This is a genomic window from Erythrobacter sp. (assembly GCF_030066995.1).
In the GTDB taxonomy this organism is placed as follows: Bacteria; Pseudomonadota; Alphaproteobacteria; order Sphingomonadales; family Sphingomonadaceae; genus Erythrobacter.
The window spans coordinates 277393-296549 of sequence record NZ_JASJAP010000001.1; the positions used below are offsets into that span (position 1 = coordinate 277393).

Sequence of the window (19157 nt, forward strand, 5' to 3'; positions counted from 1 at the left end):
GACCCATGCGCAAACCTCGCGATTTTGATTCGGAACTGAAGGCACTGGCCGACAAGGCAAAGCAGTTGAAGGAACGCCGCGTGCGCGACCTCGGTGCGCTGGTCACGGCAACCGGAGCCGACGCGCTCGATGCCGATGTCTTGGCAGGGGTGCTGCTAGATGCGGCTTCCAACACCGACAAGGCGACCGGGGAGGGCTGGCGCAAGCGCGGCGCGGCCTTCTTTCAGGGCAAGTCACGCGGCAATTCGAGCGGAGCTAGCAAACAGTCGGAAGGCACTCTCCCGCTCAACGGCGGCGCGGCATCGACTTGAAGCGGCAAAGGCAAGAACCGACATGCGCGAATGGAAGGTCAAACGACGGGAACGCACCCGGCAACTAATCGAGCTGGGCGGGCTGGTCGCCAAGGCCGATTTGGTCGAGCTGACCGACGATGATCGCGCCGCGCTCTACGGCGCGTTCCTCACCGTTGCCGCCAAGCTGCGCGGGCCTGATGGCGCGCAAGCACTGGTGCTGTTCCGGCGCAAGGGAAAGCGGGCGTTTGAGGCGGAGCAATCGAACGATGGATAGCGGCGCAGTCCGAACGGCAATTGGTGCGCTAATCCCGTCCTAAAATTGAGCGGGTCAACTCAGCCAATCCGCTAGCGTCTAGGTGAGCGGACAATGCATCTTTCTGCAGCAATTCCTCTGTCAAATGTGGGTGGAATTTCTCGAACAAAAGGTTCGGTGAATGAGCAAATAGGTCCACCTCTTTGCCATCTGCCAGAGCTGAAAGTGCGTCGATCAACTCCGGACTTTCGTCCTTCCCAAACACTTCCAGAAACCCATCGTGTGTCTGCACGGTGAAGCCGTTGGCGCGTAGGCCGAGTGCCAAGGTCGTTGTCCGAACGGAACCCGTTTTGGTCGCTATGACAGCAGCGTTGTCGCTGAGCTGCGCAATCCTTCCGGGGCCAAATTGCAGTTGGCCGTAATTGCTGCGTGCCTCTTCGAGCAGCGCCAGAGCAGTCACATCGAGATAGATCGGGCGCTTTTGTCCTTGTAGAACGTCGAACATTCGCTCGATCACCCGGTCATGGATGTTGCCAGGGTCGCCTCCAAAGATGGGCGGCACTCCGGCTTTCGCCGGTGCAACCAGGATGACACGATCCCGGTCGAGAACTTCCTGCACCAGCCAGCGCCTGCCCGAAAAGATAAGAAGCATTCCGGGCGCAATCATGTTGTCGATGGGGAGTGTTCCAAGCTCCTTACCGCCGGAAATCAGCCGGTATTCCTCGGGTGTCTGGAACACGGCATAGAAGCTATAGTGCTCGACCAGCTTCTCGCCATTGGCACCGAGCAGCAAGAGTCCGTCACTGGTTTGCTCAATAAGCGCGACCTCAGGTTGCCCGAGTGCTCGCAAAACATCCAGGAACAGCTGGGTATCGACTTGGCGGAATGGTCCGATTTTGCATAGGATCCCGTATAGTTGTTGTGCACGTATTCCGCCCCGCTCGGCGATCACCGAGAGGACTTGGTGAACTAGGGTCGAAAGGTGCAGGGCCTCGCGTTGCGGCGGTTCGCACCAGCCTTCCAGAAGCAATTCGATCATCGCAATGGCCCGCACCATGCCAAGGCGAAGACGGTCAGAAAAATTGCTCGTCGGCGTAAGCTTCGCCTCGACTGCGTATTGCCGAAGGATGGCTGGCTTGCCCGGTCGCCGCCCTGATCGGCCAAGCATTTGCCTGAGCGATGCGACGCTGAACGGTGCGCCAATCTGGCCGACACAGGTTACATCGCCAATATCGATCCCCAATTCCAGCGTGGAAGTGCAGATGGCAGTCGTCGGCGCAGTACCGTCTTTCAGGCGACGTTCGACGAAGTCTCGATGCTCGCGCGATAGGCTGGCATGGTGAGGGTAAAACTCCTGCGGCAGATGTTCCTTTTCGCAAAGTGCGCGCAACCGATCTGAGTAGATTTCAACTGCCTGACGCGCACCGCCAAAGACAAGATTGTCGCTGCCTCTCAGGTGTTCGAATAGATGCTGCGCAATGGCATCCGTCGCTGAAGGGCCTTCATCGTCCTTGTCGCCAGCAACGTAGCCACGGAGCTGAAGCTGCAATTCGGCTGATCCGCCTTCGGCAATGACCTGTTCGACTTCACTGGGGCTGTCAGGACGAAGATAAGCCTTCGCCAGCTCCATATCTCCGAGTGTGGCCGACAAACCAACCCGGCGAATAGGTCTCTTTAAAGCAATTTCGAGGCGCGTGAGAAGCGAACGCATCTGGATGCCGCGCTCACTTTCGAGGACCGAATGCAATTCATCGAGAATGACTGCGCGCGTTGCGCCAAACAGCCTCGGAATCTCTAATCCGCGTCGAATGAATAGGGCTTCAAAAGACTCCGGGGTGATTAGCAGCACGCCCCTCGGTCGCTTGGTAGCCTTGGCCTTCACCGATGACGAAACGTCGCCATGCCACGGCGTGATAGACAAGTCTGTATCGCGACAAATTTCTTCAAGTCGCCGCGCCTGATCGGTGATGAGCGCCTTCAGTGGTGCGACGTACAGAACATCAAATCCGGAGTCCTCACTGGGTTCATCGAGCACCTGGGACAGTAGCGGGAGGAATGCGGCTTCAGTCTTACCTCCGGCGGTGCTGGCAGCGACAATCAGGTCACGATTGCCGTCCATAAGCACGTGCGTTGCGCGCGCCTGAATATCGCGCAATTCATTCCAGCCTTGCTGACGTATCCATTTCTGGATTGGTCGAGCCAGCTTGTCGAATGCCGCGCTCACAGTCGGAAGCTGGCTAGCTCGTCGCTCTCGGGAACAGCGCCAACGCTCTCATCCACGTCGCTCATGTCGTCACCGGAATCCTCCGCCACGTCGAGTTCTTCGATGAGGTCCGACCATTCGACGCCGGGGTTCTGTTCGAGCACCGCCAGAAGATTCACGAAAGCCGTGACCGTGTTCCGGGGGGTTCTGAAATATGCCTCCCCGATCCTGTCCGAACAGTGTGCCATAAACGCTTCCAAGGCGTTGTCTGGCAGGATTGCTTCATCGCCCTGCATGACGGCGCGAATGTTGGCTAGGAGCACAAACAGGTCTTCAGGCGTAAGGCTGGCCAGTCGAATGACCGGCCCGGAGAGATCGACCAATCCGTCACGCGCAAAGGTGTTCTCTGCGAGGCGAGACTGGAGGGCCTCATAGCTGTAAAGGCCGCGCCGCGTATTCATGAGGAATTCCGGCGTTCCTCCCATGAGGAACCCAAGGTTCTCCGCGCTGCCTTGGAGCACGTCGTTCAGAATGCGCAGGATTTGCTCATAGTTCGCATTGCGGGCTTGCGATGAAGTCAGCTTGTAGAGGTTGACCATCTCGTCGAGTCCAACGAGCAAGCCCTTGTAACCCGCTTCACAGACGAATGCCGACATCAGTTTGAGGTGGTCGTAGACGCTGGCGTCATTGACGATCGTGCGAACACCGAGAGCCTTGCGAGCATCGGTCTTGGTCGCAAATTCACCACGTAGCCAGCGGATCGCTGCCGATTGTAGCTCTTCATCGCCGGTTTCGTGTCCCTCCCAATACCGGCGGATCACCTGCGCGAAGTCGAAGCCACCTGTCAGCTCCTCGAAATGAGCAAGGCGCTGGCGAATGACCTCGTCTGTCGATTGTTCTTGTGCCTCGGCATCGTGCTGGGCCTGGCTGACAAACCGTTCGACAACATTCGACAATGCACCGCCATCTGGCTTGGTACGGGTGGAAAGATTTCGCGCCATCTCCGCGTAGAGGCCCCGCGCTTGCCCGCCGGTCGCGTGGATGCGTCGATCCGGGGCAAGGTCGGCAAACATGACGACCAGTCCCTTTTCGAGCGCCACAAGCCGGATGAGGTTCATGAAGAAGGTCTTGCCGGAGCCATACTCGCCGATGATAAAGCGAATTGCAGAGCCGCCATCGGCGATCCGGTCCATGTCCTTGACGAGTTCTTCGATCTCACGCGCCCGTCCGACCTGGATGTGCCGAAGCCCCAATTTGGGAACAACCCCTGCCCGTAGCGCCTGCACAATAGCGTCGCGTTCGCGCGGTTTCAGTCTCGACATGAATTATTCCCCCTTCGCGATCTTGGCCTTCAGTGCCTCGGCTATGTCCGGCGACACGTCATATCCGTCATATTCATCGAGCAGGGCCCCATCGAATTTATCGAAAGCCCACTCGTTGACTACCTCAAGCGCGCCAGACGGCATGAGGCCTTGCTTGCAGACGATCTCGTCAAACTCTTCGTCGGTCCAGTGTTCGCGCTGGATTATCTCCTCAACAAGCATTGCGTGCTTGGGATCGAGGCCAGCCATTGACGATGGAAGAGCATGTGCTGCGATGGCCTCGTCGCTCACGTCTTCGTCGGTCGAGAATATCTCGCCCAGAACACTTGAAACGCGCTCGGTGTCATTTCGAATAGCGGCGATACGCGCTGCATCGAGCGAAGCGGCTTTGGCTTTCGGCTCGTCCGGTATTTGTTCGCCTGTTGCTTCAGCTTCGGCGGCTTTGACGCGAACAGGGCCGTCTGGCACGTCGCCAGCATGGAGGTCGGCGTAAACGAGGCCAGCATCGATTCCCAGAGCCTTGTAGATCTCCTCGATGCAAGCCACTTCTTCAGACTGAATCACGCTGTCAGCGTGCGCGATTGCGACTACCGCAGCGCGCAAGGCCAGATGATGCTCAGCGTCCGCATCTTTCAGCTTGCTCCGCAGCCATGACATGTCTGGTGGAACATCGAGATACCAGTCGAGGTTGGCGTAGAGACGCTTTCGCTCCAGCTCCTTCAGCCCAGTGGTTGTCTCGACCTTGTCACGCAGTGACCTGCGTTCCGCTTCCACAAGTTTGCTGTCAGCATGTGCAACGAAAGTTGCCAGTGCCAATTCGAACAATTCAGTCCGATAGGCCGGGGAGACCTCTTCAAGCTGTTCGACCGGCTCGCCCAGTTCGAAGATCACGACTGGTTCGTCGATCTTCGGTCCACGCAGTGAAAATCTTGGGTCGGGAGCCATACCGAAGCCGATCCGGGCGAGTGCATCTGCTGCGCCAGTCAAGTTCCGCTTACCCAGCTTCTCCGGCGTTTCCCCTTCTAGGCGCGCGATCACATCAAGTGCTGGGACCAGCCCGCCTTCGGCTACTTGTTCGCGCGCCCATTCCTTGAGTTCTTCCAACTCTTCTGACGGGAACAGACCCCAAAGCTCGGCTGGTAACAGCGCCTGTGCTTCTATGCTCCCACGGCCATCTGGATTTCGTCCAAGATATCGGCTGAACTTGTCGAGTTCATCTATAGCCTCATCTGCGATCTTCTGCGCTTTTTGTAATGGGGATCGAACTTCTGAGACATCAGGGATTTGAGTGTCGCCCGCTTGGCCAGTTGAAGGAGTGAAGTCCCCCGTAAACTCTCCTGACGCCGCACGGTATTGTAGTTTGAGTTTCCGCTTAGGCTTTCGGACCTTTAGCCCTTCGGGATACTTCGCAGAAAACTTGTGCTGGAATAACGCCCTGAATTCGTCGGAGCACCTTTTCGCTGGGGTCCGCAAGCGGGTTTCAGGGTGACAGACGAACCAAAGGTACATCCAATCAGCGTTGATTGGGCTGTCATTCACAATCAGAGTTCCAAGAACGATTTTCAGGGCAACCGGCAGATCCCAGCTGCGGTTCTCCAGTATCGAATTTTTCAGTTCGTCATCATCGACGGAGACGCCTTGCATGTTGGCAACACTGGCAAGGTCAAGAAACTCACCAAGATACCGTTGGGCAGAATAGTTATCGCCAAACAACGCTTTCAAGCGCCGCACTTCCGCTATGATCTGCTGCTTTTCAAAGTCATCAGGGCTATCAAGGAGGAAACGTCGCTCCAGCCCGTAAAAGAATATAAACATGTAGCCGACGTTGACAGACCCATCAGAGCGATCTGAACTCAGCCAATCGAGATAGGTGGCTCGACATACAGCGGGGATGTTAGAATATCCGGGCCAATACGACATTTGTGTGCCGTGACGGTCTTCACCAGATTTCGCTACCGAAAGGGAAGGATCGATGTAGGCTCGGCACGGTTCGCGATAATACGAGGAACCTACTTTTGGAGGAGTGCCAAAGTAGACCATGCCATCGATCACCCGGCCTGCAAATTGTAAGGCTTGCCCCTTAGGTATCCAGCCTCGGGCACTTCGAGGTGTCGGCCGCCGTGACGATTGTTCTGCCTTTGCCTCTTTTTTGAGAAGCTTGTGACGCAGTTCCTCGATGCGTGAATAGCCCCGATCTTCATTCTTAGGTCTTGCGTTCTCTGACACTGCAGGATGAACGCCTGCCTTCGGCTGATCCGAACTTTCGACAGGCGGACTCTCTGGAACCCTTCCAAAACCTTTCCTCGTGGAAGCTTCGGTCTTCGCTACATCGCCGTCCGTCTTGGATGTCAAATTCCGAGACGCAATTTCAGCCACGCGCTCGGTGTTTTTCGGGTCGAAAATCGACGTATCGTCACCAAAAAGTTTCTGGCGAAGCTCTTGCGTTCGAGATGGCTCCGAAACACGGTTTTCCTTCGTTCCGTTGATACCTCGACTATCATTCCCACCTTCTTCGGTTGTTAGCTGCGCAGTTTTGCTATCTCGAGATCGCGACTGTTCTTCGTACCGATCAGTGCGGATTTGCCGCTTTCGCAAGAGTTGAGCTGGCTGGTGTCCGACTTGCTTATGCTGAGCGGTTTTGTCCGGATGCCTTTTTACCAATCTGCGCTTTTCGTACCACCACACGAAACCGATTGGCCCAAGAAGGGCGAAGAACGTTTGGATGCCCTCAGGAAAGGCGCCCAACCCAATCGCGGCGATTACTATGCATGCGAAAAAGCTCGCAATATAAAGCACGGAAATCCGGACGATTTTCCAAATGAATGACATATGAGATTTGTGTCACTATTCGAAGCGAGCGTCACGATCTTTTTCGTTGCTCCAAAAAAGGCGGAATCTGCTCGTCACGGGGAGAGGCTGAAAAGGTAAGTTACCTTCTGCAGTCCAACACGACTATCGTGATATCTCTGCGGCGATCTGGAGGAAGGCGATAGCGCAGCATGTCAGCCATTGCGCTGGTATCATGCGGAGCTGGATCACCGTCTGGATGCAATTTAAGGCGCCGGCCGGTTGCACTCGGTACGTCGCCGAACCAAAATACTAAGTAAATTCCGAGGCCGTTGCTGCGCCAATCGCGCAAATAGAGATCAGCAAGTTGCCCTTCGGCGGCGTCCCAAACCTCGTCATGCCACTGCCCCTTTGCTTCGAGAGGAAGCTGAATCTGACCGATAGCAAAAGCAAGGTCAGCACGCTTGCCGGCAGGCATATCGGCTTCCGTCATTCGGAGTACGTTATAGTTCTCAAGCTTTGGAGAGATCAGCCCAGCCAGTCGATCACGGCATTCATTTTCTGTCCGCGGTTTGCCTTCATCGGTCCAGAAAAGATCGACAGTGTCGAGGTCATCGCCACGTATGGCGGCCTGCGCTTCTTCTAACGTTTCCAGCACCAAGACTTTGAGATCAACTGCGGTGGCAGGCGGGCCGTCGGCCAGAAGCTCGCTTAGATCTTGGGGAGGAAGCGGTACAAACAAGCGCCCGGCCACTGCTTGCTGCTGGCTAGCCTCGGCGAGGCGCAACTTTGGAGTGTAGCTATCGGTTGGTGCATCGGCGAGTGATCCAAGTGCTCCGATAGCAGCAGGCTCAATTTCTCCGGCTATACGGTCGATCAGCCCCTCTAAGAAATTAGTCGCATCGTAACCGTTACAGTCTCCCGAACCTGATCCTTCCAATCTCTCATGCGGCCAGAGTGTACGAAATGCATCAATGATCCACGCTGCAGAATCGACGCTTGTCCAGCCAAGCGGACCGTGACGTTCAGGCTGGAACCGATTGCGCAAAAACCAAAGAAAATCAGGATGGTCGGTGGCGAGAGTTCCGAGCGCATCTTCGACTTCATCGAAGCGCGTCATGATATCAATCGCCAACCATGTCAGCATTCTGTCGATGTCGGGAAAAACGCGTTCGTCGCGCGCTCGCGCAATATCAGCGAGAGCCTTATGCTCGCTTGCAGAGACTAAGATGTCGATAAGCTCAAGCTCTGTGACTGCATCAATATCGGGGCAATTACTCAACCACTTCGCTGCAAGCGGTATGGCAGCGGTGCGCCATTCAGGTTTCCGTGCCATCATGTAAAGGCCAGGAATATGCCGCCGATTGGCCACGATGGAAGGCCCAAGCCACTCATCAATGAAAGCTTGTCGCTCTTTAGGATTTCCGATTGTTTCAGTTTCCAGGCGTTGAAGGGCTTGACCCAGTAACTTGTGGTTGAGAGCATAAGATCCCTCGTCATGACACACCATTAGCATCGCGAAGCGGCGGTCTTGGGCGAGATCCTCATACCCGCAACCAGCGATCTCACGGGCAACCATCGCCGCATAAACCACATAGCGCCATCGGCAGTACCCACCCGACGCTAGGCTGTTGGATACCGCCTTCGGGTCGAGTAGTAAGCTCGCTTTGAGAAAAGTTTCTAAACCCACCAAGAGGATGTCGGCAGTTGTTTCATCACACCATTCGATGACCCGCTTATTCGGATCGGATGCGTGACTTTCGTTGCCTATTCTGCCGAGGTAAACCGACGCTGGTTTGAAAAGAGCATTTACGTCACCTGATCGCAGGGCGGCAGCATCCTCACCATAGCGTCTCCGCCGCCACTCTCTAGCGACCCTGCGCGCACGCGCTCGTTTCGCAGCCTCCTTCTCTTGGCGCTTTTCCCAGTCCTGCTTGGGTGGATTGATCAGCTTGCGAAGGAACGCTTCATATTCTTCATCGCCTGACACAAACCGAGCGACAAATGCATTCGCCTCTTCTGACAAATCGCCCGCATCAGCTGTGTAAGCTATCCGAAGACAATCTTTGAAGTATCGACGGACAGCCGGTTGAAGGCGATTGGAATAGTCACACTCGAACAACAGTCTTTGCGCATCGCCCGGATACGATATGAGTCCGACATGGTTCTTCGCAAGGTCGTATTCAGCGCGCCAAAGCTCTTCCTCCGACAGTGGAACTTTGAGAGCGTAGTCCTGAACGGCTCGACGCACGTCTTCGGCATTTCTCAGCGCTTCAATAAGGGGGCCGATATCATCACTGCGATCCCTATCCAGACGATCAATCGCTGATAGCCAGGACCATATGCGAGCGGCATCGTTTTTGCCCGCATGACCTGTGTTGAGCGATATGGCTACAAGCCCTGCCATGATCCTCGCAAAGTCAGATCGCAGCGACCAATGAAGATTTGGATCCATCCCGATATAAGCGGCGAGCCCATCAAGAATGCTGGGAGCCGAGGCTGCGGGTATGCGCTCAATAAGTGGCTCACTCCATCGCAGTGTGCGCGATCGTTGATCCCTCACTTTGGGCCAAGGGGAGGCGAGTAGGCCAAAATCTGCAACAATAACCCTGACAATCAACTCGCTCGGAAACGCAGAAGTCGATTTTTCGTATAGGCGGCGCGCGATCCGGGTCGAATCCTCATCACCCAGATTCGATAGGGTTCGCAGCCTTTCTGCTAACTCTGGCTGATCCCAGAAGTCGAAAAGTGCATCTACAGCTTCCGCACGTTCATGATAACTGAAGGCTCGATTGGCGAGAATCTCTTCAAGCTCAGGTCGCAGATCTCGCGCCAATTGCGTGCCGGCGAGACTCTCAATTATCAGACTACGAGTGTGAAACGGTATGGTTTCAGAACAGATCAGCTCGCGAACAGGGTCGGCGAGGGATTTGCGCATCAATCCGCCAAGGGGGGCACTACCCCAATCCGATGCGCGAAACCATTCACTCTTCTCGCCAAGCGCTACAAGGCTATCCAGCAAGTAACGACCCATTGTGTCGGACAAGAGCGAAACATCACCATGCCTGATGAGACCGTACGCATCTGTATCGATAGCTGCCTGGGCAAAACGATCATCATGATACACAAGCCAAGCGTGCAAACCGCGCAAACTCGCTGGTACATTGCCGCCAGGCGTCAATGCCTCGTACAATCGCCGGCGCACCCTTTTAGTTCGGCAAGTTTTCGATAACCAACGTGCGCCTAAGAATTCAGCGATAACGCGGTGCAACGGTGCGGCTTTACCAACTCCAATCGATACGAACAGCTTAGAGCTCAAGACAGTTGAGATATGAGTCGCCAAAGGCAGCTTGGCGATATCGCCGAGAGCCAACTCGTACTGCGCCGAGGGCACAGCACCTGTGTCTGCTATGGCTTCGAGACCAGCAATTAGGATGGCCGCCATGGCTGCTCCCGCAGCATCCAAAGCGCTCTCAAGGTCGAGTTCTGCGAGCGCACTCGGCGCCCGTTCGGGGTCGTGCTCGACAACTAATTGTGCCGTGGCAAGGTCGAACAATTCTCCGCGTGTTCTAGGTAATCCGGTTCTTTTGCTCGCGACGCTGCCGATCAATGAAAGGGTCAATGGATTTTGATAAAGCTCTGCCAAGCCCACGTTGTCGAGATGGTTCAATACCTTCTCCGGCTCGACGCTGCTGCATTCAATGCGCAGTAACTCCAGCGCTTCAGTCCACTCCAAGGGGCTTAAGCGGCAACTCAGCGGCTGTGCCCATTCGACTCCGCGCGCGGCAAATGCGGTCCATTCTCTGCTTCGGCAAGCCGCAACAAATCGCGATGCACCGGACTCGCGAAGACGAGCGAAAACTAGCTCAAGCGCATCGCCGTCTTTACGCGAGGCCAATTCGTCGATCCCATCGACAAGGATCACGCCGCCTTCCACAAAAGATGCGGGGGAGCTGCTGTGAGAGAGGGTGCTGGCACGGACTGGCGTTACGCCGATCTCGTCGCCCATCATTTTTAGCGTTTTGCTCTTGCCGAGGCCGGGTTCTCCCAGAAGCACGATCGAGCGCGCATGATGCGCGCAATCGAGATCGCTCATTTCGTGCGGTTCGCCGTTAAGCTCGTACTTGAGGCGCCGCGATATGTACGATTTCTCAGGCCCTTGCATTAGGAAGAAATGGATACTGTGAAGGTTAAGCGCAAGCAGACTGCGCAGGTAATGCACTGGTCGCGCGATTGTGTAGATATGAAGAGTATCTCGGCTGAACTTGGCAAGGCAAGAACGTCGGCTTTCGGCCTTTTATCGCGCAAAACCGGACCGTCCGCAATTGGCCCAGTTTCAGTAATTGCGGGCGGCCAGGTTCGACAGCAAATAATTCTGTCGCTCATGCAAATTGGGAAATCAGCAAGGATAGGGCTAGCGGTACATATCTAACCGGATTCGCGCAAAATCGAGCAACATTGGCGCGGAAATTCGTCGTCGCCGTCGCAAATAAGCGCATGTCTGTCGCAAAATCGGGTGGAGCGAAGAAACCTTCCGAGCCGAGGGCATCGGAACGGTTTGTCCGCAAAAATCCCAAATCGTCCATAATCGTTTCAAATCGTCCAAATCGTTGAAGATTAGCTCGAATCCCAACTCGGACTGACCCTTGCGTCGCAACAAAAAGTTCTCATTATGTTCCGTAGAGGGGCTGCCAATGTCAAAGTGAGAACGCCCAATGTCCAATACAGAACGCATCATCCGTTTGAAAACAGTGCTCGGCCGCACCGGCCTTTCCCGCTCCACGATCTATCGCAAGATCGCCGAAGGCACTTTCCCGTCACAGGTGAAAATCAGTGTGCATGGCGCAGGCTGGTACGAGTCTGCCATCAATCGCTGGATTGCCGATCCCGCGCACTATCGTGAAGAGGAACCGGCGGAATGATCGGCAATCAATCTGTCGAGCCGATCTGCGTCCGGGTCAATGACGCTGCCCGCATGATCGGTGTCGGGCGCACAAAGCTTTATGAGCTGATCTCCTGTGGCGAACTCGAAACGGTCAAGATCGGCAAGGCAACGCGCATCACGACAGCCAGTTTACATCGACTGGTGGAGCGGTGTCGGGCATAAAACCGACCAAGCCGCGAGCTCGCAATTGGACAGTGTCAGAACGTGCCATTATGTTGCGCTCAGGCGCTCCGCGAACCGCCCATTTATTCAGCTTTTTGGTCAAAACGCTGAACCGAACCACCGTTAAATGAACGAAAATGTGGGGGAGAGTGTGGGGGAAGCCTCGCGCTCATTCCAAGAACAGAATTGATATCAAAGGGTTATTTTTCCGGTTCGATTCAAGCCCTGACCCTTTCTCAGAGCCGCTTCTTGAAACGTCTCTGCCCCCCTTGGGGCAGTGCTGCGCGGCGTTCAGACCTTTGAGGCCGCTTTCTTGATCGCGCGGCGGATGCTCATATAGGTCGCGCAGCGGCACAGGTTGGTCATGGCCGCGTCGATTTCGGCGTCGCTTGGGTTGGCGTTTTCCGCGATCAGAGCGGTGGCCGCCATGATCTGCCCGGACTGACAATAGCCGCATTGCGGGACGTTGTCCTCGATCCACACTTCGCGAATGGCTTCGGCTGCGCGGCCCTCAATACCTTCGATCGTGGTGATCTCAGCGCCCTCGAGCGAGTCGTGCGGCAGCACGCAAGACCGCGTCGGGGTGCCATCGATATGGACGGTGCACGCGCCGCATTGCGCGACGCCGCAGCCAAACTTGGTGCCGGTCATCTTCAAGTGGTCGCGCAGGACCCACAGCAACGGTGTTCCGGGCGCGGCGTCAACCGGCTGTTCCTGCCCGTTGATCTTCAGCTTGATAGCCATGTCTTTCTCCTCGGGTCAGGCGATTTGGGTGTCGGCGTTCGTTTCGCTGGACAGAGGCAGGCGCGAACCGCGCGCTCCGATCAATGGCAGGGTGCGAAGACGCGTCCCTGTCGCTGCGAATATGGCGTTGGCGAGCGCGGGCGCGGCGGGGGGCGTGCCCGGTTCGCCTACTCCCGCTGGCGGCTTGTTCGATCGGATGATCTCCACCTCAAAGGCGCGCGGCGCTTCGGCCATCTTCATCAGACGCCAGGAGGGGAAGTTGTCCTGCACAATCGCGCCGTTCTTGGCCGTAATTTCGCCGTAGAGCGCGTTGGATAGGCCGTAAAGCGTGCCCCCTTCCATTTGCGCGCGCACGTGGCGCGGATTGATGACCGTGCCCGCATCAAGCGCGACCCAGACGCCCGGTATCGCGAGGTCGCCCTCCGGGCTAACCTCAACCTCAACGACCGTCGCGACGTAGGCCAGGAAGGACCGGTGCACCGCAATTCCCAGACCGTGTCGATCGGGCAGTTGGCGGCCCCATCCGGCCATGTCGGCGGCTTTGTTGACGACAGCTTTCAGGCGCGCGGTCTCGATCGGGTATTCCTCGGACGAGCCTCCGTAATTCCCGTATTCCGCGCCCTCGGATGCCGGATCGATGATCCGGTCTGGCCCAATGAGTTCGAGCAGGTAATCCTTCTGATCCTTGCCCGCCGCGTGGGCCAGCTCGCCGGCAAAGCTCTGCACCGCGAAGGCGTGGAAGACGTTGCAGACCGAGCGCAGCCACCCGGTGCGAACGTGCCCTCTGGCCTCTCCCGACTCCACTCTGAGATTGGGTATCGCAAAGGGTACGTCGGTCGCGCCTAGCCCGAGCTCGCCGGCGCTGGGGCTTGTGACGCCGTTGGCAAAAGTCGAAGAAATCGATGGGAAGGTCGTGCGGTGCAGATAGCTGGTGCAGTTTCCGCTTTCGTCGAGGCCTGCTTCCATCCTCTGCGCGCTCACCGCGTGATAGAAGCCGTGGCGTACATCGTCTTCACGCGTCCAGGTCACTTTGACCGGCTTTCCGACTTCCTTCGCCAGCAGCGCGGCCTCGATCATGAAGTCGGGCTTGGACTTTCGGCCAAACGCGCCGCCGAGCCAGGTTGGCGTGACTGTTATCTTTTCCTTATCAATTCCAAGAGCCTCGGAGAGGGCGTTGCGCGTTTCCTGAGGATCCTGCACGCAGCCCCAGCACTCCAGCCTATCGTCGGTCCAGCGCGCAGTGCCCGAGGGCGGCTCCATGGGCGATTGGGTGAGATGGGGGGCGTAATACTCGGCCGTGATCGTCTTCGCTGCCGCGCCAAGGCCCGCGTCAACATCGCCGCGCGAGCGCCGGACTGTGCCTTCGCGGCGCGAGGTTGCTCTCAGCGCCTCTCCAAACGCATCGGAATCATAGGCCGCGTTCGGGCCATCGCGCCATCCCAGCTTGAGCGCGTTGCGCCCCTGAATGGCCGCCCATGTGTCCTTGGCGATCACCGCCACCCCGCCCATCGGTTGAAACAGAGCGGGCGGGCTGGGATCGGGCAAGCGCACCGTTTGCAGCACGCCGGGCACTGCAAGAGCTGCGGTTTCATCGACGCTGCCGACGCGCCCGAAGACCTGAGGTGGACGCGCGATAACCGCGTAGACCATGTCGGGCACATCGACATCGATCCCGAATTCGCCTTCGCCGCGTGTGATCTTGGGTATGGTAAGTGAGGGCACTTCCTTTCCGATGAAACGCCATTCTTCCGGCTCTTTGAGGGTGACGGCGTCCTCGGCGGGTACCGGGAGCTTGGCCGCCAGTTCGGCAAGGTTGCCGTAGGAAAGCGTCTCGCCGCTGTCCGTGTTGCGAATAAGGCCCGCCTCAGCGGTGCACTGCGACGCGTCGACTTCCCAGAACAGCGCGGCGGCCTGTGTCAGCATCTGGCGCATGGCCGCCCCTGCGGTCCGAAGGCGGTGGAAATTGTAGCGCACCGAGCGCGAGCCATCGGTGTTCTGATCGCCGTAGCGCTCATGCCCCTCGGCCTGGACGATGGCGACCTTGTCCCAGTCGGCTTCAAGCTCATCAGCGACGATCTGCGCCATCGAGGTCCAGACCTGCTGGCCCATTTCGGAGCGATGGCAGGTGATCTTGACCGTGCCGTCTTCCTCGATCGCGATCCACAAAGAGGGCGTTGCGTCGCCCCCCTTAACCTCGGTCAGTGGGCTTGCGCCGGGATCGCCCAGATCGAACGCATCGGCGTCCACCTCGGGTTCGACGTAGGAATTGCAGCCAGCCAGAGTCAGGCCGAGCACGAAGACACCCGAACCGCCCAGAAAACCACGCCGGGCGAGATGGGGACTCAGATTGGTGAGCGATGCGTGTCCGCTTGCAGAGGATCTGTCGGCCTCGCCCCCTGGAACAATTCCCATTTCGCGAAGAAACATGCCGCGCTCTCCTTTTGTTCGATCCCTCGCCCCGCGATTCAATCAGGGGCTTTGCAATGGCCCTATTCGATCGCTGGTGTAGCAGGCGTCCACCAATTGATCGAATCCACATCATGCGCGGACGTCCATACGCCGTTGGGTGAATAACGGATCGCGCCGCTGCCTTCGGGGCGACCCACGCGGGCGATGATCTCGCCGGTGCTGGCTTCGAGCACTACAAAGGTCTGGTCCTCGGTGGTGCGCAGCCAGACCTTGCCATCAGCGACATCGATATCGCCGTAGAGCAGGCTGTCGCCCACCTTGGTGCGTGCGATGACTTCGAGGGTGTCGGGATCAACCTTGGCGACCGTCCCATCACCCTGTTCCTGAACCCAGACCGCGCCTTCGCCAGCCGTGAGGAAGCCGGGCTGCGCGCCGAGCTTGACCGAGCCCGTGACCGCGTTGGTTTCCGGGTCGATGCGCTGGAGCAGGCTTTCTTCGCTGGCCACCGCCCACAGCGCGCCCTCGCCGAAGGCAAGGAAGAATGTGCCGGGCGCGGTTTCGATAGCGGCGATCACGGTGTCGGTCGTTGGATCAATGCGCGAGATCACGCCATCAGCGTCGGTCGGTACCCACACCGAGCCCGCGCCGGAGACCACATTGGTTTCGCCGCGTGGCTCGGCGAGGCCGGTGTCGAGAATTGCGTCGATCTCGGCGGTTTTCGTATTGATCTTGTAGACTTTCAGCTCGGGGCAGCTGGCTTGCCAGATGAAGCCCTCAGCCAGCGCCATGGTGCCGCACGGGCGCGGCATGGCTACCGAGGCGATCTTGCCGTCGGTCGACCATTGTTCAACCATGCCCTCTTCGCGCGAGGTCGCGTTGGTGGCCCATACCGTATCTCCATCGATCACCAGGAAGTCGACAAAGCCCGGCACTTCGATGACCTTTTCGTCGAAAGCAAGTTTGCCGGGATCAGGGGGCGCGGGTTCGGAGGCACAGGCGCTGGCAGCGAGGAAAAAGGGCAGGGCGAGCGTTCGTCTCATCAGTTTACTCCCGGCGTGAGCCGCCGCTTACGCAGCGCTTTTCGCATATCGAGGCACGCCCTCCCGGACATCTTGATTTTGGAAGCCTTGGCTTGGCGCAAGGCCCTGGACGCAGCATATGGATATTACCAGAGATGACAACGGTAATAACTTTGCGATGGACACCGCGGTCGAATAGCGCGATGTTGCGATCGCGAAAGGAAACAATTCATGGTGACTGCACTGCGCCGCCTTCTCTACCTTGTGACGATCGGCTTCGCCATGGCTCTGGCTTCGTGTTCTGAATCGCCTGACGAGGCCGAGCTTGAGCGTAACACGTTCAACATTGGCTGGTCGATCTACGCGGGCTGGATGCCTTGGCCCTACGCCGATCAAGCGGGGATCGTCGACAAGTGGGAAGAGAAATACGGCATCGAAATCAACTTCGTGCAGGTCAACGACTATGTTGAATCGGTGAACCAATTTACCGCCGGCCAGCTCGATGGCGTGACGGTTGCCAACATGGACGCCCTGACGATCCCGGCGGCGGGCGGCAAGGACACGAGTGCAATCATCGTGGGTGATTATTCGAACGGAAATGACGGTATCTTGCTGAAGGGCTCAGACAGCATGGCTGCACTCAAAGGCAAGCAGGTCAATCTGGTCGAGCTTTCGGTATCGCATTATTTGCTCGCGCGCGCGCTCGAAAGCGCGGACCTCAAGATGGTCGATGTAAACACAGTCAACACTTCGGACGCGGACATCGCGAGCGCGTTCACCTCGCCCGACGTCACGGCCGCGGTGGCTTGGAACCCTCAACTCGCGACGATGAAAGCGACGCCGGGGGCCAGTCTTGTCTTCAGCAGCGCGGATATTCCGGGCGAGATCGTCGATCTGCTGGTGGTGGACACCGGTTTGCTGAAAGCCAACCCGAAACTGGGCCAGGCGCTTGCGGGCATCTGGTACGAGACCATGGCGTTGATCACGCAAGACACGCAAGAAGGACAGGCCGCGCGCGCGGCGATGGCCAAGCTGGCGGGGACGGACACCGAGACCTTCGAGGGTCAGCTGGAGACGACCTATCTCTACGCTGACCCGGCGGCGGCGGTGGCCGCGACGTCCAATGAGGCGATGATCGAAACCATGACACGGGTGCGCGATTTCAGCTTCTCGCAAGGGTTGTTCGGCCAAGGCGCCAATTCAGCGGAAGCCATTGGAATGGAGTTTCCCGGCGGCAAGACGCTGGGCAATGAAAGCAACATCACGCTTCGCTTCGACGCGACCTACATGCAGATGGCGGCGGACGGCGAACTCTGATCGCTGCCCCCGGTTCGGGCGGCATGCGCGATAGGAGAGCTATGGACTGGCTCAAGAGCCCAGGATGGCGCGGGAACAAGGTGCTCCTTGGCCTGTTGCCGATCCTGATTTTGATCCTGCTCTACGTGGTGGTGGCGGCCGATCGCAACGCGATCAATCCAGCGGAAAAGATCACGCCCATGCCGTCGGCGATGGTGGAGGCGATGGCTGGGCTGGTGTTCGAGAAAGACCAGCTTTCCGGTGAATACCTGTTCTGGTCCGACACTCTCGCCAGTCTTCAGCGCCTTGGCCTGGGCCTGCTTATCTCGACGCTCAGCGCGCTGGTTGTCGGGTTGCTGCTCGGCGTTTTGCCAACCTTTCGCGCGACCTTCGGGATGACCGTCACGAGTATCGCCGTGATCCCCCCGATTGCGCTTCTGCCGATCCTGTTCATCGTCTTTGGCCTCGGCGAGACCGCGAAGGTGGCGCTGATCGTGGTCGGCATCGCGCCTTTCATGGTCCGCGATCTGGCCGCTTACATCGCCTCGCTCCCGCGCGAGCAGATCGTCAAGGCGCAAACGCTGGGCGCGAGCACCTGGCAATTGATGCTGCGGTTTGCGTTGCCACAGGCCATGCCGCGCCTCATTCAGGCGCTTCGCTTGTCGCTTGGCCCGGCATGGGTGTTCCTGATCTCGGCTGAGGCGATCGCATCGGATGTGGGCCTTGGCTATCGCATCTTTCTCGTTCGCCGTTACCTCGCGATGGACGTGATCCTTCCCTACGTTGTCTGGATTGCCGTTCTGGCCGCGACGATCGACTGGTTGCTCGCGACAAGCAGCCGCCGCCTTTACCCCTGGGCGCAGGGACCAAGCCATTGAGCGCGGCGCTATCCCTTCGTAATGTCTGGGTCGAATACGGCGACAAGATCGTGCTCGAGCGCGTCAATCTCGACATCGATGAAGGCGCGTTTGTCTCGGTGGTCGGCCCATCGGGCGCAGGCAAGAGCAGCCTCTTGCGGCTGGTGCTGGGCCAGGACGCGCCCTCACGCGGGACGATCACGCTCGATGGAAAACCGTTGCAGCCCAAATGCACGCCCGATCGCGGCGTCGTGTTTCAGCGCTATTCGGTGTTCTCGCACCTCACCGTGCTGGGCAACACGATCTTCGGGCTCGAATGCGAACAGGCCACTTTCACCGGACGGCTGTTCGGCGCACGGCGCAAGGCGGCGGTCGAGCAGGCCGAGGACATGCTCAAGGCGGTGGGGCTGGGCGATGCAATGAATCTCTACCCCGCGCAGATGTCGGGCGGGATGCAGCAACGTCTTGCCATCGCGCAGGCGCTGGTGAAGCGCCCACGGATCCTGTTGCTCGACGAACCCTTTGGCGCGCTCGATCCCGGCATTCGCGCGGACATGCACTCGCTGATCACTCGGCTGTGGCGCGAGCATTCGCTGACCATCCTGATGGTCACCCACGATATTCAGGAAGCGTTTTCGCTGGGCACGCGGGTGCTGACACTCGACAAGTCGCGCGTCGACCCGCACGCGCCGGGTCGCTTTGGCGCGACGGTCGTCTACGACCTCACGCTCGATAGAAGGCTCGCAAGAGAGGCCAGGCTCGCCGCCGCGCAAGTTGATGAAACACATCCGGGAGCGGGGGTTTCAACCAGCCCTGAGCCTGTTTCCGGTATTACGATTGACAAAATAAATAACACCTGAGAGGACA

Annotated in this window: 14 protein-coding genes; 7 read left to right on the forward strand and 7 right to left on the reverse strand. The window is 58.1% G+C overall.

Going from position 1 to position 19157, the window contains the following annotated elements; translation table 11 throughout:
* The first annotated feature begins 5 nt into the window (after positions 1-5).
* Together QNI87_RS01405 and QNI87_RS01410 are read left to right on the forward strand one after the other, a co-directional pair.
* Positions 6-311 (forward strand): conjugal transfer protein TraD, encoded by a 306-nt coding sequence (locus QNI87_RS01405; protein ID WP_300592948.1) that lies wholly within the window; start codon positions 6-8, stop codon positions 309-311.
* A 22-nt stretch (positions 312-333) separates the two neighbouring features.
* A complete protein-coding gene (locus QNI87_RS01410; protein WP_300592951.1) occupies positions 334-567 on the forward strand; it encodes a conjugal transfer protein TraD in 234 nt (77 codons plus the stop codon).
* 28 nt (positions 568-595) lie between these two features.
* Here QNI87_RS01410 and QNI87_RS01415 read toward each other — a convergent pair whose 3' ends face one another.
* From QNI87_RS01415 to QNI87_RS01430, 4 genes are all read right to left on the reverse strand, one after another.
* Complete coding sequence (locus QNI87_RS01415) at positions 596-2770, reverse strand: DEAD/DEAH box helicase (protein WP_300592954.1); 2175 nt, start codon at positions 2768-2770, stop codon at positions 596-598.
* Positions 2767-4071, reverse strand: coding sequence for an ATP-binding protein (locus QNI87_RS01420; protein ID WP_300592957.1), 1305 nt, complete (start codon positions 4069-4071; stop codon positions 2767-2769). Before QNI87_RS01420 ends, QNI87_RS01415 begins: the two co-directional genes overlap by 4 nt.
* A gap of 3 nt (positions 4072-4074) precedes the next feature.
* Positions 4075-6900 (reverse strand): TerB N-terminal domain-containing protein, encoded by a 2826-nt coding sequence (locus tag QNI87_RS01425; RefSeq protein WP_300592959.1) that lies wholly within the window; start codon positions 6898-6900, stop codon positions 4075-4077.
* Positions 6901-7000: 100 nt separating this feature from the next.
* Entirely contained in the window at positions 7001-10954 is a 3954-nt protein-coding gene (locus QNI87_RS01430) for a hypothetical protein (protein ID WP_300592962.1), read from the reverse strand.
* Positions 10955-11573: 619 nt separating this feature from the next.
* Between QNI87_RS01430 and QNI87_RS01435 the strand changes: the two genes are divergently transcribed.
* On the forward strand, positions 11574-11780 hold the full coding sequence (locus tag QNI87_RS01435; protein WP_300592965.1) for an AlpA family transcriptional regulator: 207 nt from the start codon (positions 11574-11576) through the stop codon (positions 11778-11780).
* Complete coding sequence (locus QNI87_RS01440) at positions 11777-11965, forward strand: helix-turn-helix domain-containing protein (protein WP_300592968.1); 189 nt, start codon at positions 11777-11779, stop codon at positions 11963-11965. Before QNI87_RS01435 ends, QNI87_RS01440 begins: the two co-directional genes overlap by 4 nt.
* A 291-nt stretch (positions 11966-12256) precedes the next feature.
* Here QNI87_RS01440 and QNI87_RS01445 read toward each other — a convergent pair whose 3' ends face one another.
* The 3 genes from QNI87_RS01445 to QNI87_RS01455 form a co-directional block, all read right to left on the reverse strand.
* Positions 12257-12709 carry a (2Fe-2S)-binding protein gene (locus tag QNI87_RS01445; RefSeq protein WP_300592972.1) on the reverse strand — a complete coding sequence of 151 codons (453 nt, stop codon included), beginning with the start codon at positions 12707-12709 and terminating at the stop codon, positions 12257-12259.
* Positions 12710-12724: 15 nt separating this feature from the next.
* On the reverse strand, positions 12725-15136 hold the full coding sequence (locus QNI87_RS01450; RefSeq protein ID WP_300592975.1) for a molybdopterin cofactor-binding domain-containing protein: 2412 nt from the start codon (positions 15134-15136) through the stop codon (positions 12725-12727).
* Positions 15137-15198: 62 nt separating this feature from the next.
* Complete coding sequence (locus tag QNI87_RS01455) at positions 15199-16158, reverse strand: YncE family protein (protein ID WP_300592978.1); 960 nt, start codon at positions 16156-16158, stop codon at positions 15199-15201.
* A gap of 210 nt (positions 16159-16368) precedes the next feature.
* Between QNI87_RS01455 and QNI87_RS01460 the strand changes: the two genes are divergently transcribed.
* The 3 genes from QNI87_RS01460 to QNI87_RS01470 are packed head-to-tail and all read left to right on the forward strand — an operon-like array spanning position 16369 to position 19150.
* Entirely contained in the window at positions 16369-17454 is a 1086-nt protein-coding gene (locus QNI87_RS01460) for a putative urea ABC transporter substrate-binding protein (protein WP_300592981.1), read from the forward strand.
* A 41-nt stretch (positions 17455-17495) separates the two neighbouring features.
* On the forward strand, positions 17496-18311 hold the full coding sequence (locus QNI87_RS01465) for an ABC transporter permease subunit (protein ID WP_300592984.1): 816 nt from the start codon (positions 17496-17498) through the stop codon (positions 18309-18311).
* Positions 18308-19150, forward strand: coding sequence for an ABC transporter ATP-binding protein (locus QNI87_RS01470; RefSeq protein ID WP_300592987.1), 843 nt, complete (start codon positions 18308-18310; stop codon positions 19148-19150). The genes QNI87_RS01465 and QNI87_RS01470 overlap by 4 nt, the downstream gene beginning before the upstream one ends.
* Positions 19151-19157: the final 7 nt, after the last annotated feature.

Bases quoted from the DNA above. Each gene is read 5' to 3' on its own strand.
- QNI87_RS01450 (WP_300592975.1), bottom strand. From the start codon at position 15,136: ATGTTTCTTCGCGAAATGGGAATTGTTCCAGGGGGCGAGGCCGACAGA.
- QNI87_RS01420 (WP_300592957.1), bottom strand. From the start codon at position 4,071: ATGTCGAGACTGAAACCGCGCGAACGCGACGCTATTGTGCAGGCGCTA.
- QNI87_RS01405 (WP_300592948.1), top strand. From the start codon at position 6: ATGCGCAAACCTCGCGATTTTGATTCGGAACTGAAGGCACTGGCCGAC.
- QNI87_RS01465 (WP_300592984.1), top strand. From the start codon at position 17,496: ATGGACTGGCTCAAGAGCCCAGGATGGCGCGGGAACAAGGTGCTCCTT.
- QNI87_RS01455 (WP_300592978.1), bottom strand. From the start codon at position 16,158: ATGAGACGAACGCTCGCCCTGCCCTTTTTCCTCGCTGCCAGCGCCTGT.
- QNI87_RS01460 (WP_300592981.1), top strand. From the start codon at position 16,369: ATGGTGACTGCACTGCGCCGCCTTCTCTACCTTGTGACGATCGGCTTC.
- QNI87_RS01410 (WP_300592951.1), top strand. From the start codon at position 334: ATGCGCGAATGGAAGGTCAAACGACGGGAACGCACCCGGCAACTAATC.
- QNI87_RS01445 (WP_300592972.1), bottom strand. From the start codon at position 12,709: ATGGCTATCAAGCTGAAGATCAACGGGCAGGAACAGCCGGTTGACGCC.
- QNI87_RS01430 (WP_300592962.1), bottom strand. From the start codon at position 10,954: ATGAGCGATCTCGATTGCGCGCATCATGCGCGCTCGATCGTGCTTCTG.
- QNI87_RS01425 (WP_300592959.1), bottom strand. From the start codon at position 6,900: ATGTCATTCATTTGGAAAATCGTCCGGATTTCCGTGCTTTATATTGCG.
- QNI87_RS01440 (WP_300592968.1), top strand. From the start codon at position 11,777: ATGATCGGCAATCAATCTGTCGAGCCGATCTGCGTCCGGGTCAATGAC.
- QNI87_RS01435 (WP_300592965.1), top strand. From the start codon at position 11,574: ATGTCCAATACAGAACGCATCATCCGTTTGAAAACAGTGCTCGGCCGC.